A 14509-nucleotide genomic window follows, 5' to 3' on the forward strand; every position below is an offset into this window, starting at 1 on the left:
CTGGCTGGCGGCGCTGCCGGTGGAAAACGCCACCGCGAGGGTGGCCGCGTTCTTGCGCCGATGCGGGGCGGGCCGGCGCTGCCGCCGGCCATCAGCCGGTCGCCAGCGCGCGCTCCGGTTCCGGGCCGAACGGCGGCATGTTCTCCAGCCGCAGCGACTGCGGCACCGACAGCGAGATGCCGGCGCCGCGCAGCCGCTTGAGGATCTCGAACAGCAGGTCGCTGCGCGTGTTCGCGGCGATGCGCGGGCTGCCGACATAGCCGGTCACCGACAGCGTGATGCCGTTGGGCGCGAGCTGGCTGAACATGACCGACGGGGCGGGCACGTCGAGGATGCTTTCGTTCTCGCGGTAGACGTCGAGCAGCAGGTCGCGCAGCTGTTCGGGGTCGGTGTTCAGCGGGAAGGTGAGCTGCAGCGAGGCCACCCCCTGGGTGCTGTTGCTCATGGTGACGTTGCGCAGGTTCTGCGAGATCAGCTGCGAGTTGGGCACGATCACCGTGGAGCGGTCGCCGAGCTGGATCTCGGTGGCGCGCACGTTGATGCGGCGGATGTCGCCCTCGACGCCGGCGATGCTGACCATGTCGCCCACCTTGACCGGGCGCTCGGTCAGCAGGATCAGCCCCGAGACGAAGTTCTTCACGATCTCCTGCAGGCCGAAGCCGATGCCGACCGACAGCGCGCTGACGATCCACGCCAGGTTGTCCCAGCGCACGCCCAGCAGCGACAGCGTCAGCAGCACCAGCAGCACGTAGCCGACATTGCTGAACAGCGTGATCAGCGACGCGCGCAGCCCGGGCTCCATGCACAGCTTGGGCAGCAGTTCCGCATCGAGCCAGCGCCGCACCGTGCGCAGCAGCCAGATGCCCACGCCCAGCGCGACCAGCGCATTCAGGATGCGCTCGGGCATGATGTTCAGGCTGCGCAGCTTTTCTCCGCCCAGCACGGTGACCAGGCTGTTGACCAGGTCCGCGGGGGTGGTGCCGAAGCCGCCGGTCAGCAGCGCCACCACCGCCAGCAGCAGCAACAGGCTGGCGCCGATGCCGGACAGGATGGTGGCGGCCTGCTCCAGGCGCGCATCGTCGACGCCGAACAGCTGCTTGATCACCTGGCCGCTGGCGTGCTGGGTCGAGAACAGGCTTTCGAACAGGTCGCGCGTGACCTGGGTCAGCAGGTACAGGCTGCACAGCACGATGTCGAACCAGACCAGCTCATAGGTCAGGAAGCGCGCAAAGCTGATATAGCCCGCCAGCAGCGCCACCATCGACACGATCACGATCAGCGTGACGCCGGCGTGGATCATGCCCGCCAGCGTGGCGCGCGCCTCGGGCTGCTCGCCGGCGGCGGCCAGCTCGTTGCGCACGCGGTTGGCGCGCAGCAGCGCCGCGCCGATGGTCAGCACGACCACCAGCGAGACCAGCCCGCGCCCCAGCAGCGTGACCTGCACGCTGGTATCGGCAATGCGGTTGAGCTGTTCCAGCGTACCGGCCAGCAGCAACAGCCCGGCCAGCGCCGCAGGGAACGGCTTCATCGCCCGCGCCACGGGATCGGCCAGCGCGGGCAGGCGCCAGGACGGGTGGCGCGTGCACAGCAGCGCGCGCCCGAGGCCCGCGATCAGGGCGCTGGTCAGGGTCAGCTTGACCAGCCCGCCGTACAGCGTCATCAGGTCCGGCGGCAGTTCATAGTTGCGGGTGAAGGCGTTGTAGACGATCTGCACCGCAAGGCCGGTGGTGGCCACGGTGGCGAGCGTGGTGGCCAGCGCCAGCGCGCTGCGCCGCAGCCGCGTTGGCGGCAGCTTGTTCAGGCAGAACCAGGCCAGCGCGCGTTCGGCCAGGCGCTTGCCCAGCAGCCACACGCCCAGCGCAAGCAGTAGCAGGGCGATGGTGGCGGCGCGCTGCGACGGCTGCCACGCCAGCTGCACCATCGGCTCTACCTGGTCCATAAACGCGGCCATGCGCGCGCGGTCCTCGGCGGCGGGGCTGACCATCGGCTTCCAGAACTGCGGGTTCAGGATGCTGTCGGAGCGCAGCGCCAGCTGGTCTTTCAGCTGGCTGCGCTGCAGCCGGGCAATCTGGCCGCTCAGGTTGGCGATGTTCTCCTTGCTCTCGGCCGCCTGCTTGACCTGCGCATCGAGCTGCAGGCGCCGCGCGTTCAGTTCGGCGCGCTGCCGCACCACCGCCGGGGCTTCCTTGGTGATGCCGTCCGACGGCGGCGGGCCCAGCACGTCGAGCTGCGCCTGCAGCTGGGCGCGCTGCGGCGCCAGCGCGGCGGACAGCTTGTCGACATCGGCATCGAGCTTGTGCAGGTCATGGTCAAGCTCATCCAGCTTGGTGGTGCCGTCGGGATCGGAGGCCTGCTGCTTGATGCGGTCCTGCTCGGTCTGCAGGCGCTTGAGTTCGGCACTGGCTTCGGTGTGGGTGAGGGCGGGCGGCTGTTGCCCCTCGGTGGCGGAAGCGGCCTCGGACGCCGGCGCCGCGCTCGCGGCGGGCAGGGTGGCTGGCATCAGGTGGCATAGCGCAGCGAGCGCAAGGCCCAGTGCGAGCCGTGAAACGTTGCTCATGGCGGAATCTCGTCGGCAGGTGACGGCTTGCGGCAGTCCGGCATCGACCTAAGGGATCGCCTGTCGCGCTGGCATCAGGCAGGATGCGGCGCGGCGATCGATGCGGGAACGGCCGGGACACCGGCAATGAACAGGCGAGGGGACGCCGCTCGCTGGCGATCCTCTCGGCGCAGGGTTCGGCCAGGCCCCATGCGCCCAAACGAGGGCACCGGCAGCTGGCCGCGGAGGGCTGGGCCGGATGCAACCGGCCCCGCCGCGATTCGCGAAATTATAGAAAAGCGCATCCGCCACACCGCCGCATGCTGCGGCGGATCGGGCACACTGTGACAAATTGATACGCATCCATATGCGCGCCGCCGCGCGACCGCCATCGGCATGCTCGCCGTCATCGCAGTAACATCACGGGCTTCGGGCCATGCGCGGCCCGCACTCAGTCACTCAACATCTTCTGGAGAACGCATGGCGGTTGCGTCAGGCACCGAAAAGACCAGGCTCGACGGCGACGTCGGGCCGATTGAAATGCTGGTCGACCGACCGCAAGGCGATCCGCTCGGCATTGCCGTGGTGTGCCATCCGCATCCGTTGCTGGGCGGCGCGGCCACGCACAAGGTGCCGCACCAGCTGGCCAAGGCGCTGGTGGCGCGCGGCTACCTGACCGTGCGGCCGAATTTTCGCGGCGTGGAGGGTTCCGGCGGCGCCCATGACCAGGGCCGCGGCGAGGCGCAGGACATGCTGGCGGTGGTGGCCCACCTGCGCGACGCGCATCCCGGCTTGCCGCTGGCGCTGGCCGGGTTTTCCTTCGGTGCCTTCGTCATGACCCATGTTGCCGCGGCCCTGGCGGCGCAGTCCGTGCCGATCCGCCACCTGGTGCTGACAGGCACCCCCTACGGCGTGGTGAAAGGCCATCGCAGCTATGACACGCCGGCGGTGCCGGCCGATTGCCTGGTGGTCCATGGCGAGCGCGACGAGCGCGCGGCACTGGCCGCGCTGTTCGACTGGGCCAGGCCGCAGGCGTTGCCGGTGGTGGTGGTGCCGGGCGCGGATCACTTCTTCACCGGCAAGCTGCCGCTGCTGGTGCGTATCGTCGGGGGCTACCTCGACCGGCCCGCGCCCGGCGCCACCGTGTAAAAACTTCGATCGTTGCCGTGCTTGCGCGGTACACGCCGGCGGGGCCGTCCGGCGCGCGCGAGCCGCTGCGCGCTGCGGTGGGCGGTCGCGAGGCATGGATGATGCTACCGATAGCAGACACGGCGCACGAACACGCGTCCAGATCGGAGGCAATCCATGAAAGACTATCCCCCCTCGGAAATCAGGGAAACGTGGCGCAACCGGGGCTATGCCGAGCCCGGCGATACCCGCCAGGCACACCACTGGCGCAGCGGCAATCCGGGCGGCGCGGGCTTTGGCTACGGACAGGCGCGCTATGGCACGGAAGGCGGCGAGGGTCCGGAAGACCAGTACCGTCCCGGCATCCCGGCGCGGACCGCGTCGCGCCGGCTGCCCAAGAATTACCAGCGCACCGACACGCGCATCCGCGACGACCTGTGCGAACGGCTGGCGCATGCCGACGACGATGTCTCGGACGTGACCGTCGACGTTGGCTCGGGCATCGTCACGCTGACCGGCACCGTGGCCGACCGCGGCATCAAGTACCGCATTGAAGAACTGGCCGAGGACGTGCTGGGCGTCAACGAGGTGCGCAACAACCTGCAAGTGGCGCGCCGCGCAGGCGGCACGGCCGACGGACAGCAGCAGTCCGGCGCGGGCGGCAGCGTGCCCGGACAAAGGCGCCTGGGCCAGTCTGCCGGCTGGCGCCAGCCGGTGGGAGAGGTTGAGGCGGACGTGCTGTATATCGTCCAGTCGCGCGACGGGCGCTTCCTCGGCGCGGAATCCGGCGAGGCCGTGCTGGTGCCGGGGATTGCCCAGGCCGGCCTGTTCGACGATCCGGATGAAGCCCGCGCCGCGGCGCAGGAGCATTGCAGCCGCGGCTACCGCATCCTGGCCACGCGGCGCTGACGGCGCGCCGCGCTAGGCGTTGGGGACGGCAGGCGCGCTGGCCGGATCCGGGTGGATCTGCATCACCGCCGCGCGCTTCTCCAGCAGGTGCTGGCGCAGGATGGACGCCAGGCGCTTGCCGTCGCGGGCTTCCAGCGCGCGGATCATTTCCTCGTGGTCGTGCACCGCGCGGTCCCACTTCTCGGTCTGGTGGTTGGAGCGGAAGCGCATCGCCTTGAGCCGCCGGTTCAGCGTCAGGTAGGTCTGCAGCAGGGTCTGGTTGCGCGCCGCCGCGGCGATGCGGTCGTGGATTTCCTGGTTGCGGCTGTAGTAGCCGGGAAGGTCGTTGCGGGCATGGCAGGCCAGCATGGCGTAATGCAGCGCCTTGATCTCGGCCAGTTCCGGCGCGGTGATGCGCTCGCACGCCAGCTCGCCGGCAAAGGCTTCCAGCCCGCTCATCAGCTCGAACGCCTCCCACGCCTCGGCTTCGGTCATGCGCGAGACGCTGGCGCCGCGGTTGGGCGAGATCTCGATCAGCCCCTCGGCGGCAAGCACCTTGAGCGCCTCGCGCAGCGGCGTGCGCGAGATCCCCAGCGTTTCGCACAGTTCGCGCTCGTTCAGCTTCATGCCGGGCGCCAGCACCCCTTCGACGATGAAGTTGCGCAGGTGGTCGACCACGGTGTCGTGCAGCCGCTGGCGCACCACCTTGGGCAGAAGCGGGGCGGCGGTGGTGCCGGTTCCGGTGCCGGTGCCGTCCGAAGGTTGCATGCAATGTCCCTGTCATTAGCGTGGTGCCATTCTAAGACATTGCCGGCCTGCCGCAACGGCGGCCGCGACCCTTGCGCTCAGCGCGCGGGGCCGCGCAGCGGCACGCCGTTTTCGCGCGGCGCCCCGGCGCCCGCGCCCAGCCCGATCAGCGCCACCGACAGCGCCGACACCAGTCCCGCGAACGCCACGTAGGCGCAGATCTGCCAGGGCTGGCCGCCGCCCGACTTGAGCAGCGCCGTGGCGATGATGGGCGTGATGCCGGAAGCGAAGATGCCCGAGAACTGGTAGACGAACGAGATCCCGGTGTAGCGCACCCTTGCATCGAACAGCTCGCAGAACAGCGCCGCCTCCGGCCCGTACACCGCGGCGTAGAGGATGCCGAACGGCACCACGATCGCCAGCCACAGCAGCATGGTGTTGCCGCCGCTGTTCAGCATCAGCCAGAACGCCGGGAAGGCCGACAGCGCGGTGATCAGCGCACCCCAGAAATACACCCGCGTGCGGCCGATGCGGTCGGACAGGTGGCCGAAGAACGGGATGAAGAAGCACATCGCGATCGCCGCCGCCATCACCCCTACCAGCGCCTGCGTGCGGCTGATATTGACGGTCTGGGTCAGGTAGGTGATGGAGAACACGCCGAAGATGTTGAAGAAGACGCCGTCGATATAGCGCGCGCCCATGCCCTTGACGATATTGCCGGGGTAGCGCCGCATCATGTCGACAAATGGAATCTGCGTTTCGGCATTGCGCTGCTTGATCACGGCGAATTCCGGCGTTTCCTTGACGTTGAGCCGTATGTACATGCCGACGAACACCATCGCCGCCGAGATCAGGAACGCGACACGCCAGCCCCAGGCCAGGAACTGCGCATCCGACAGCGTCAGCGACAGCAGCGCCACCACGCCCGAGGCCAGGCACAGCCCGATCGCCAGCCCGATCTGCGGCAGCGACGCGTAGAAGCCCTTGCGGTGCGGCGGCGCGTACTCGTACGCCATCAGCACCGCGCCGCCCCATTCGCCGCCCAGGCCGATGCCCTGCAGCACGCGCAGCAGCAGCAACAGCACCGGCGCCAGGATGCCGATGCTGTCATAGGTCGGCACCAGCCCGATCAGGAAGGTGGAAACGCCCATGATCATCAGCGTCATCACCAGCATGCTCTTGCGCCCGACCTTGTCGCCGAAGTGCCCGAAAATCACGCCGCCGAGCGGGCGCGTGACAAAGCCCACCGCGAAGGTGGTGTAGGCCAGCATGGTGGCCACCAGCGGGTCGTCGCCGGGAAAGTACAGCTTGTTGAAGACCAGGCCGGCGACCACGCCGTACAAAAAGAAGTCATACCACTCGATGGTGGCGCCGATCACGGACGCCAGCGCGACCTTGCGGATCGCCTGTTCGTTGGGGCTAGTCATGCTTGTCTCCTCTGGTGGTGGGCGGCGTCCTCTGGAAGGATGGTTATGGACGCCGATGCGCTGCAGGGCTGGCCTGGTGGTTATGGATGCCCGGCCCGCCGGTTTGCCGCTTCAGGCCGCGGCGGCCATCGGCGCGACCACGTCGGCGTGGTGGATCTCGCGCCGCGCGTCTTCGCGGATCAGGTCTGCTGCGCGCTCGGCCATCATCACCACCGGCACGTTGGTGTTGCCCGAGACCAGCGTGGGCATTACCGAGCAGTCCACCACGCGCAGCCCGCCAATGCCGTGCACGCGCAGGCGCGCGTCGACCACCGCCAGCGGGTCGGCGGCCGGCCCCATTTTTGCGGTGCCCGACGGATGGAAGATGGTGGCGCCGTACTCGCGGCAGAAGTGCAGGATCTCGTCGTCGCTGCGCACATCGTCGCCGGGCCGGAATTCGCGCTTCATCAGGCCGCGCATCGGTTCGGTCTGCGCCACGCGCCGCGCGTAGCGCACCGCCGCGATGGTGCAGCGCCGGTCCAGTTCGGCCGACAGGTAGTTGGGCTGCATCGACGGCGGCTCGAACGGGTCGGTCGAACGGATCCTCACGGTGCCGCGCGACGCGGGCCGCAGCTGGCACACGGAATAAGTGCAGCCCGAGAACGGATGCACCGTGCCGCCGGCCATGTCGGCCGACAGTGTCGAGAAATGGAACTGCGTGTCCGGCGTCGCGCTTTCCTGCGGCAGGGCGCGGCAGAACATCGCGCCCTGGTTGATGCCGATCGCCAGCGGGCCCTTGCGCAGCAGCAGCCATTCCAGGCCCATGCGCGCCTTGCCGGCCAGCGTGCGCAGCTGGTCGTTGGTGGTGATGGGTTTGGCCACCTCGTAGATCAGCCGGATCTGCAGGTGGTCCTGCAGGTTTTCGCCGACGCCCGGCAGCGCATGCACCACCGGCACGCCCAGCTCCTGCAGCAGCGGCGCCGGGCCGATGCCGGACAGCTGCAGCAGCTGCGGCGACTGCAGCGCCCCGGCGCACAGGATCACCTCGCGCCGCGCCCGCAGGATATAGGGCTGGCCATGCTGGGTGTAGCGCACGCCGACGGCGCGCTTGCCTTCAAACAGGATGCCGGTGGTGTGCGCATCGGTTTCGACGCGCAGGTTGGCGCGCCCGCGCGCCGGGCGCAGGTAGGCCACCGCGGTGGAGCAGCGCCAGCCGTTGCGCGTGGTCAGCTGGTAATAGCCCACGCCTTCCTGGTCGCCGCTGTTGAAGTCGGTCTGGCGCGGCAGGCCCAGCGCCTGCCCGGCGGCGACGAAGGCATCGACCAGCGGATGGCGCCGGTCGATCGAGGTGGCATTGAGCGGGCCCCCGGTGCCACGCGTCGGCCCGGCGCCGAGGTCGTTGTTCTCGAGCTTGCGGAAGTAGGGCAGGCAGTCGTCCCAGCCCCAGCCCGGATTGCCCAGCGCGGCCCAGTGGTCGTAGTCCTCGCGCTGGCCGCGCACGTAGATCAGGCCGTTGATGGCGCTGCTGCCGCCCAGCGTGCGCCCGCGCGGCCAGTAGATGCGGCGGTTCAGCATGTTGGGATCGGGATCGGTATAGAAGCCCCAGTTCACCTGCTTGTGGAACATGGTCTTGCCGTAGCCGATCGGGATATGGATCCACGGGTAGCGGTCGGGCGGGCCCGCCTCGAGCAGGCAGACCGAATAGCGGCCGTCTTCGCTGAGCCGGTTGGCCAGCACGCACCCGGCCGAGCCCGCGCCCACCACGATGTAGTCAACGGTTTGCGACATCGTCGCTGTCTCCTGTTTCTGGCCTGGGCACGTAGCCCGCGGCCTGGATTTATAATCTGAAACGTTCTGTTCCGGATTTTATTTTTCAAGGCCGGAATGGAAAGCCCAATCGCGAGGAGACGCCGGTTGTGAAACAGAACATGACAATGCCGTTTCAGAATCGCACTGCAGCAGAGGACGCGGTGCCGGAGGAGGACGCCCGCAGCCTGCGCGTGCTGGCGGTGCTGTCCAGCCTGGCGCGGGCGCAGCAGCCGCAGACGCTGTCGCAGCTGTCGCAGCGGCTGCATGTGCCGAAGGCGACGCTGATGCGCCTGCTGGCGGCGATGGAGCGCAGCGGCTTTGTGGTGCGGATGCCGGCCGAGCGCGGCTATGTGCCCGGTCCGGCCGCGGCGGCGTTGTCGCTGCAGACGTTGCGCAGCCCGCCGCTGCTGCGCGAATGCCGCGGCATCCTGGCCCGGCTGGTGGCGCGGCTGGGCGAGACCTGCAACCTGACCGCGCTCGACGGCGACCGCGTGCTTTACGTCGAGCGCGTGGAAACGCACGAGCCGCTGCGCCTGCAGTTGTCGCCCGGCATCCATGTGCCGCTGCATTGCACCGCCAGCGGCAAGCTGTTCCTGTCAGCGATGAACCGGCTGGAACGCCAGCAGACATTGCGGCGCCTGGACCTCGCCGCGCACACGCCGCGCACGCTGTCCGACCTGCCGGCACTCAATGCCGAGCTGGACCGGCTGGCTGCGCGCGGCATCGGCGTCGATCACGAGGAATTCGTGCGCGGCATGTGCGCGGTGGCGGTGCCGGTGCGCGAACCGGACAGCGCCGGGCCCGGCCGGGTGGTCGCGGCGATTGCCTGTCATGCGCCGACCGCGCGGGCCTCGCTCGAAGCGTTGCTGCAGGCGGTGCCGACGCTGCAGGGTGCGGCGAAGGAGATGGCGGCGGTGTTGTGCACGCACTGAGCCGGGCTGCAAGCTTCCCGCTCAGCCCGATGCGTTTGGGTGCGCCAGGATCCGCGCAACCCGCTCCCGCAGCATCGGCAGCACCTCCGCCTCGAACCACGGATGCTGCTTGAACCACGGCTGGTTGCGCGGCGACGGGTGCGGCAGCGGTATGAAGGCCGGCGCGTAGTCCCGCCATGCCCGGACGGTTTCGGTCAGCGTGGGCTTGCGGCGCGCCCCGAGGAAATGCCGTTGCGCGTACTGGCCGACCAGCAGGGTCAGGGCGATAGACGGCAATTGTGCCAGCAGGCGGTCCATCCACAAGGGCGCGCATTCGGGGCGCGGCGGGTTGTCGCCGCCCTTGCCACGGCCCAGATAGCACAAGCCCATCGGGATGATGGCGAATTGCGAGGCGTCGCAGAAGGTGGCGTCGTCGACCCCGAGCCACTGCCGCAGCCGCTCGCCGCTGGCGTCGTTCCATGGAATGCCGGTCTCGTGCACGCGCGTTCCCGGCGCCTGGCCGACGATCAGGATGCGCGCGCCGGCGCCGGCGCGCACCACCGGGCGCGGGCCGAGCGGCAAATGCTGCGCGCAGGCGCGGCAGGCACGGACCTCGGCCAGCAGGGCCTCGAGCGCGGCGGGTTGGTGAAGCAGGGTGTTGCGCTTCAGGTCCATTCCCGCACCCCGGAAAAACCGTCCCCGGTTTCGCGCATCGCCCCGGGCCGCGTCAGAAGCTCAGCGCGACCGAGACCACGGCGATCTGGTCGTGCGCGGCCGGGTTGAACCAGTAGACCGCACCGGAGACATGCTTGCCTTTCACTTGCGCAAATACGCCGCGCTGCAGATTGCGGCCATTGTCGGGCACACGCGTGCGCTGGGCTGCCAGGCCAAGCCGCAGCCAGTCCCGGGGGCGCCAGGCTAGCTCGCTCCATGCGTAGGCGTACCCGGACGGTTCGGCGTCCGGCACGTATTCGAACTCGATATAGGCATCGGCATAGCGGCCGGTCAGGGTGGCCTCGAACCCGCCCACGACGCTGTGCGTGCTGCCGGTGACCACGCCGAGGATTGGCGTGAAATCCAGCCGCAACGCCTCACCCCAGCCAAGGTTGTAGCCGACGAAGAACGAGTACGCATCCATGCCTTCGTAGTTGCTGCGTGCCTCCAGGTGCAAGACGCCGCGCTTGGCGATGGCGATACCCGTGACATAGGCTTCGCTGCCGCGCGGCAGGTTGAGGTAAGCCGAGATCCCGCCGCTCCACGCCGGCGCCTCCGCGCTCGCGGGCGTGCCGCTGTCTTCGGCGGCATGCAAGGGCAGCGGCGCGATGGCCGCGGCCAGCACCAGACCGCGTGCGGCCAGTCGCGGAGCCAGTTGCGCGGCCCGCGTGGGCGGCCGTGCCGCCGGACGTGCAGCCCTGCCTCCGGCCTGCATGGTCAGCCTCCGAGAGCGATGATGGCCATGGTCAGTGCAACCCCGACCAACGTCATCGCCGCACCCGCGATCCATCCGCCGAAGCCGGCATGGCGCCCAAGTGCGATGCCGGCGCCGAACAGCATCAGGATGGTCAGCACGCGCGATACCAGCAGCGCCGTGGAGACGTCAGTGAACACGATAAACGGCAGCGCCACCGGGAACGTCGCCAGCACCACCAGCAGGAAGATCCCGACCGCTGCCAGCAAATCCTGCGCGCTCAGCGCCGGGCGTGCGGGCAGGTCGGCGGTGCGGGCGAGGCGGCCTCTCAGTGCTTCCAGCTCGGCATCGTCGACCAGCGTGCGCAAGGCCGGCGAAAGCGCATCACGCAGGCGCGCGATGGCGTCGCCCGGGTCGCCGGCATTGCGAACCGCCTTGACCAGGGACAGCCTGCGTCCGCGCTCGGTCAGCGTGCGCACCAGGTACATCACGGCGTCGGCCAGCCCCCAGGCCAGGTTGCAGCCCAGCGCCGTGAAGAACATCGTGCGCGGGGCATCCGCCGGCGCGCCGACGGCCGACACCGCGCCCACGAAGGTCAGCGCCATGAACAGGCCGAAGCACGTCTCGCATACGCGGTCGACGGTATCGAGCAGGCGCGGCCGTGCTTCGGCCGCGTGGGGGTCTAGGGAAGTAGTCAGCACTGGCTTGCACCCGGCAGCAACTGCCCATGGCGAAGGTCTGCGACGAAGCCCTCGCACCCGTGCCGGGGGCGACAGCATCGGGCCTGCGGCGCCCGGGCGGGCAGTATTCCGGGGGCGCGACCAGACGGCGAAGGCGGCGCCGCCGGCACTCGCCAACCGCCGCCGCATTTACTGTAGGCAAAGATTCACACCGATGATAGCGGCGCTGGTGCGGGAAACTACGCCTGTACGGAATGCGCGCTTTCAAGCGCATCTGCAGTGGTTGGCCGATGCCGCGCGCATGACATACTTTACAAGGGCAAGGCGCCCCTGCCGCCGGACACGCCGGCGCAAGTGCGCGGCCGCGCAGCGGCTGCTGCATGCAGGCGGTGCCCCGGCCGTCACAGGAGCCACGCCATGCCCGACGCACTACGCCACGCGCTTCGCCGATTCGCCATCGCCTGCTGCCTGGGCCTTGCAGCCTGCGGAGGTGGTGGCGGGGGCGACAGCGCCGGTGCGGGCGACGCTGGCGGTACAGGTGGGGGAGGTGGCGGTGGTGGCGGTGGTGGCGGTGGTGGCGGCGCCGGCGGCAACGGCTCGCTGACGCTGGCCATCTCGGGCCTGCCGTCCGGGACCCCCGCGGCCATCACGGTAGTGGGGCCGAGCCAGTTCCGTCAGGCCGTGGCCCAGTCGACCACGCTGTCCAACCTCGCGCCCGGCAGTTACACCGTCACCGCAGACAGCGTGCTGACGGGCAGTGCGTTGCGCAAGCCGCAGCTGCCGTCGCAGGTGGTCGCAGTGGCCGTTGGCACGGGTGTGACCGCCAGCGTGGCCTACGGTGCGCCGGAATCGATGCAGTTGTCGCTGGCGCAGGTGCCCGGCGAGTACTCGGCGCCGATCTTCCTGACCGCGCCCGCCGGCGATGCGCGCCTGTTCGTGGTGGAACGCGCCGGCCGTATCCGTGTCGTGCGCGACGGCGCGCTGCTGGCCACGCCGTTTCTCGATATTGCCGCGCTGACCACCACCGATGGCGAGCGCGGGCTGCTGTCGATGGCGTTCGATCCTGACTATGCGGCCAACGGCCGCTTCTACGTCTATTACACCGACACCGCTGGCGCCATCACCATCGCCCGCTACCATGTCTCGGCCGCCAACCCGGACCTTGCCGACGCCGCCGGCACGGTGCTGCTGGCGATCCCGCACGGCACCTTCTCCAACCATAACGGCGGCCAGCTCGCGTTCGGCCCCGACCGCATGCTCTATATCGGCACGGGCGACGGCGGCGGTGGCGGCGATCCGGCGGGCAACGCGCAGAACGCGGCGACGCTGCTCGGCAAGATGCTGCGCATCGATGTCAGCGGCGCGGCGGGCTACGGCGTGCCTGCCGGCAACCCGCTGCTGGGCCAGTCCGGCAGCCGCGGCGAGATCTGGGCGCTCGGGCTGCGCAACCCGTGGCGGTTCTCGTTCGACGCCGGGTCGCTGTATATCGCGGATGTCGGCCAGAACCTCCTCGAGGAAGTCGACGTCGCGCCGTCCACCAGCGCGGGCCTGAACTACGGCTGGAACCTGACTGAAGGCAGCGTGTGCGTGGGCGCCGCCACTTGCGACAAGAGCGGACTGACCATGCCCGTGTTCGAGTACGGCCACGACGACGGCGGCTGTGCCATCGTCGGCGGCTACGTGTACCGGGGCAATGCCAGCCCGGCGCTGCAGGGACGCTATTTCTATTCCGATCTGTGCACCGGCAAGCTGCAGAGCTTCGTGTACCGCGATGGCGCCGCGACCGAACCGGTCGACTGGAACGTCACGGTGCCGGGCAGCGTGTTCTCGTTCGGCGTGGATGGCGCGCAGGCGCTCTATGTGATGGCCGATCCGGGCACGTCCGCAAACAGCGGGCGGGTCTACCGGATCGATGCCTCGGACGGCACGCCTTGATGCCTTGCCGCCGCAACTCGCCGCGCCTCAGGCCGCGTTGGTCTTGCGGCCGACGCCCTGGATCAGCTTGTTGACGCGCGCCAGGTACTGTTCGAACATCCGGTTCGCCTGCTCCTGGCTGTCGATCGGCTGCAGCACGGTGCGGCCCTCGGCTTCAAGCTTGGCGCGGATCTCCGGCTTGGCCAGCGCTTCGCCGATGGCCTTGCGCAGCACCGCCACGCGATCCGCCGGCGTGCCCTGCCTGACGAAATAGCCGCCGCCGATGGTGTATTCGAAATCCGGCACCAGCTTGCTCTGCGAAATCAGCGGGACCGACTTGAGCGCCGGTGGCAAGGCGCGCGAGAAGCTGGTCAGTATCTTCAGCCGGCCCTGCTGCTGCATGCTGTCGAAGCTGGACTGGTAGGGCAGGATGGCAAAGTCCACTTCGCCGCCGGCAAGGCCCTGCAGCGCCGGCGCGCCGCCCTTGTAGGGCACGTGCAGGAACGGCACGCCCAGCCGCGCGGCCAGCGCATCGCCCATCAGGTGATAGATCGAGTCGATGCCGACGGTGGCGTAGGTCAGCGACTTGCCCTTGCCCTGCCGCGCGAACTCGATGAACTTGTCCAGGCTGTCCACGGCGATGCCGTTGCGCACCATCAGCACGATATTGGCGTCGCTGATCGGCGCGGCCAGCACGAAGTCCTGCGGCTTGTAGCGCGCCGCGGGGTTCAGCAGCGGCGCCAGGAACACCTCGTTGATCGAGCCATGGAAGAAGGTGTAGCCGTCGGCCGGCGCGGCCAGCACCTTGTTGGCGCCGATCAGTCCGGTGCCGCCGCCGTAGTTCTCCACCACCACCTGCTGGCGCACGCTCTTGCTGATCGATTCGCCGAAGATGCGCGCCGACGCATCGCTGGCGCCGCCGGCGGGGTAGGGCACTACCAGCGACAGGGCCTTGGCGGGAAAGGCATCGGCCGCAAACGCCGGCAGGCCGGACAGTACGGAAGCTCCGGCAGCAAGGCCGGCGTGTTGCAGGAAGCGGCGGCGGTTCAGGGTAGCCATGGGGGTTGTCTCCTCAGATTCTT

12 protein-coding genes are annotated in these 14509 nt (G+C 69.3%); 4 read left to right on the forward strand and 8 right to left on the reverse strand.

Going from position 1 to position 14509, the window contains the following annotated elements; genetic code table 11:
• Positions 1–91: 91 nt before the first annotated feature.
• Positions 92–2557: a DUF3772 domain-containing protein gene (locus AC3FMM_RS18275; RefSeq protein ID WP_414248850.1), complete on the reverse strand. Its 2466-nt coding sequence runs from the start codon at positions 2555–2557 to the stop codon at positions 92–94.
• A gap of 459 nt (positions 2558–3016) precedes the next feature.
• Between AC3FMM_RS18275 and AC3FMM_RS18280 the strand changes: the two genes are divergently transcribed.
• Both AC3FMM_RS18280 and AC3FMM_RS18285 read left to right on the forward strand, forming a co-directional pair.
• Entirely contained in the window at positions 3017–3685 is a 669-nt protein-coding gene (locus AC3FMM_RS18280; RefSeq protein ID WP_326347271.1) for an alpha/beta hydrolase, read from the forward strand.
• A gap of 156 nt (positions 3686–3841) precedes the next feature.
• Positions 3842–4573, forward strand: a complete 732-nt coding sequence (locus AC3FMM_RS18285) for a BON domain-containing protein (protein ID WP_488687230.1) — start codon at positions 3842–3844, stop codon at positions 4571–4573.
• A gap of 12 nt (positions 4574–4585) precedes the next feature.
• Here the strand turns inward: AC3FMM_RS18285 and AC3FMM_RS18290 are convergent, their stop codons facing one another.
• From AC3FMM_RS18290 to AC3FMM_RS18300, 3 genes are all read right to left on the reverse strand, one after another.
• Entirely contained in the window at positions 4586–5320 is a 735-nt protein-coding gene (locus AC3FMM_RS18290; protein WP_414248848.1) for a GntR family transcriptional regulator, read from the reverse strand.
• Between the two features lie 77 nt (positions 5321–5397).
• Positions 5398–6726, reverse strand: coding sequence for an MFS transporter (locus AC3FMM_RS18295; RefSeq protein WP_488687231.1), 1329 nt, complete (start codon positions 6724–6726; stop codon positions 5398–5400).
• 111 nt (positions 6727–6837) lie between these two features.
• Complete coding sequence (locus tag AC3FMM_RS18300; protein WP_488687232.1) at positions 6838–8493, reverse strand: GMC family oxidoreductase; 1656 nt, start codon at positions 8491–8493, stop codon at positions 6838–6840.
• 128 nt (positions 8494–8621) lie between these two features.
• Between AC3FMM_RS18300 and AC3FMM_RS18305 the strand changes: the two genes are divergently transcribed.
• Positions 8622–9446 carry an IclR family transcriptional regulator gene (locus tag AC3FMM_RS18305; protein WP_115712980.1) on the forward strand — a complete coding sequence of 275 codons (825 nt, stop codon included), beginning with the start codon at positions 8622–8624 and terminating at the stop codon, positions 9444–9446.
• Positions 9447–9467: 21 nt separating this feature from the next.
• Here AC3FMM_RS18305 and AC3FMM_RS18310 read toward each other — a convergent pair whose 3' ends face one another.
• The 3 genes from AC3FMM_RS18310 to AC3FMM_RS18320 are packed head-to-tail and all read right to left on the reverse strand — an operon-like array spanning position 9468 to position 11534.
• Complete coding sequence (locus tag AC3FMM_RS18310) at positions 9468–10100, reverse strand: uracil-DNA glycosylase family protein (protein ID WP_488687233.1); 633 nt, start codon at positions 10098–10100, stop codon at positions 9468–9470.
• 52 nt (positions 10101–10152) lie between these two features.
• Positions 10153–10854, reverse strand: a complete 702-nt coding sequence (locus AC3FMM_RS18315) for a hypothetical protein (RefSeq protein WP_240987847.1) — start codon at positions 10852–10854, stop codon at positions 10153–10155.
• A gap of 2 nt (positions 10855–10856) precedes the next feature.
• Complete coding sequence (locus tag AC3FMM_RS18320; RefSeq protein ID WP_116314598.1) at positions 10857–11534, reverse strand: hypothetical protein; 678 nt, start codon at positions 11532–11534, stop codon at positions 10857–10859.
• Between the two features lie 396 nt (positions 11535–11930).
• Between AC3FMM_RS18320 and AC3FMM_RS18325 the strand changes: the two genes are divergently transcribed.
• Positions 11931–13448, forward strand: coding sequence for a PQQ-dependent sugar dehydrogenase (locus AC3FMM_RS18325; protein ID WP_488687234.1), 1518 nt, complete (start codon positions 11931–11933; stop codon positions 13446–13448).
• A gap of 27 nt (positions 13449–13475) precedes the next feature.
• Here the strand turns inward: AC3FMM_RS18325 and AC3FMM_RS18330 are convergent, their stop codons facing one another.
• Complete coding sequence (locus AC3FMM_RS18330; protein ID WP_115712987.1) at positions 13476–14486, reverse strand: tripartite tricarboxylate transporter substrate binding protein; 1011 nt, start codon at positions 14484–14486, stop codon at positions 13476–13478.
• Positions 14487–14509 lie beyond the last annotated feature (23 nt).

The organism is Cupriavidus sp. 207A1, assembly GCF_057798955.1.

Excerpts from the sequence above, each read along its gene's own strand:
- AC3FMM_RS18290 (WP_414248848.1), bottom strand. The coding sequence starts at position 5,320 with ATGCAACCTTCGGACGGCACCGGCACCGGAACCGGCACCACCGCCGCC.
- AC3FMM_RS18300 (WP_488687232.1), bottom strand. The coding sequence starts at position 8,493 with ATGTCGCAAACCGTTGACTACATCGTGGTGGGCGCGGGCTCGGCCGGG.
- AC3FMM_RS18285 (WP_488687230.1), top strand. The coding sequence starts at position 3,842 with ATGAAAGACTATCCCCCCTCGGAAATCAGGGAAACGTGGCGCAACCGG.
- AC3FMM_RS18325 (WP_488687234.1), top strand. The coding sequence starts at position 11,931 with ATGCCCGACGCACTACGCCACGCGCTTCGCCGATTCGCCATCGCCTGC.
- AC3FMM_RS18275 (WP_414248850.1), bottom strand. The coding sequence starts at position 2,557 with ATGAGCAACGTTTCACGGCTCGCACTGGGCCTTGCGCTCGCTGCGCTA.
- AC3FMM_RS18310 (WP_488687233.1), bottom strand. The coding sequence starts at position 10,100 with ATGGACCTGAAGCGCAACACCCTGCTTCACCAACCCGCCGCGCTCGAG.
- AC3FMM_RS18280 (WP_326347271.1), top strand. The coding sequence starts at position 3,017 with ATGGCGGTTGCGTCAGGCACCGAAAAGACCAGGCTCGACGGCGACGTC.
- AC3FMM_RS18330 (WP_115712987.1), bottom strand. The coding sequence starts at position 14,486 with ATGGCTACCCTGAACCGCCGCCGCTTCCTGCAACACGCCGGCCTTGCT.
- AC3FMM_RS18295 (WP_488687231.1), bottom strand. The coding sequence starts at position 6,726 with ATGACTAGCCCCAACGAACAGGCGATCCGCAAGGTCGCGCTGGCGTCC.
- AC3FMM_RS18315 (WP_240987847.1), bottom strand. The coding sequence starts at position 10,854 with ATGCAGGCCGGAGGCAGGGCTGCACGTCCGGCGGCACGGCCGCCCACG.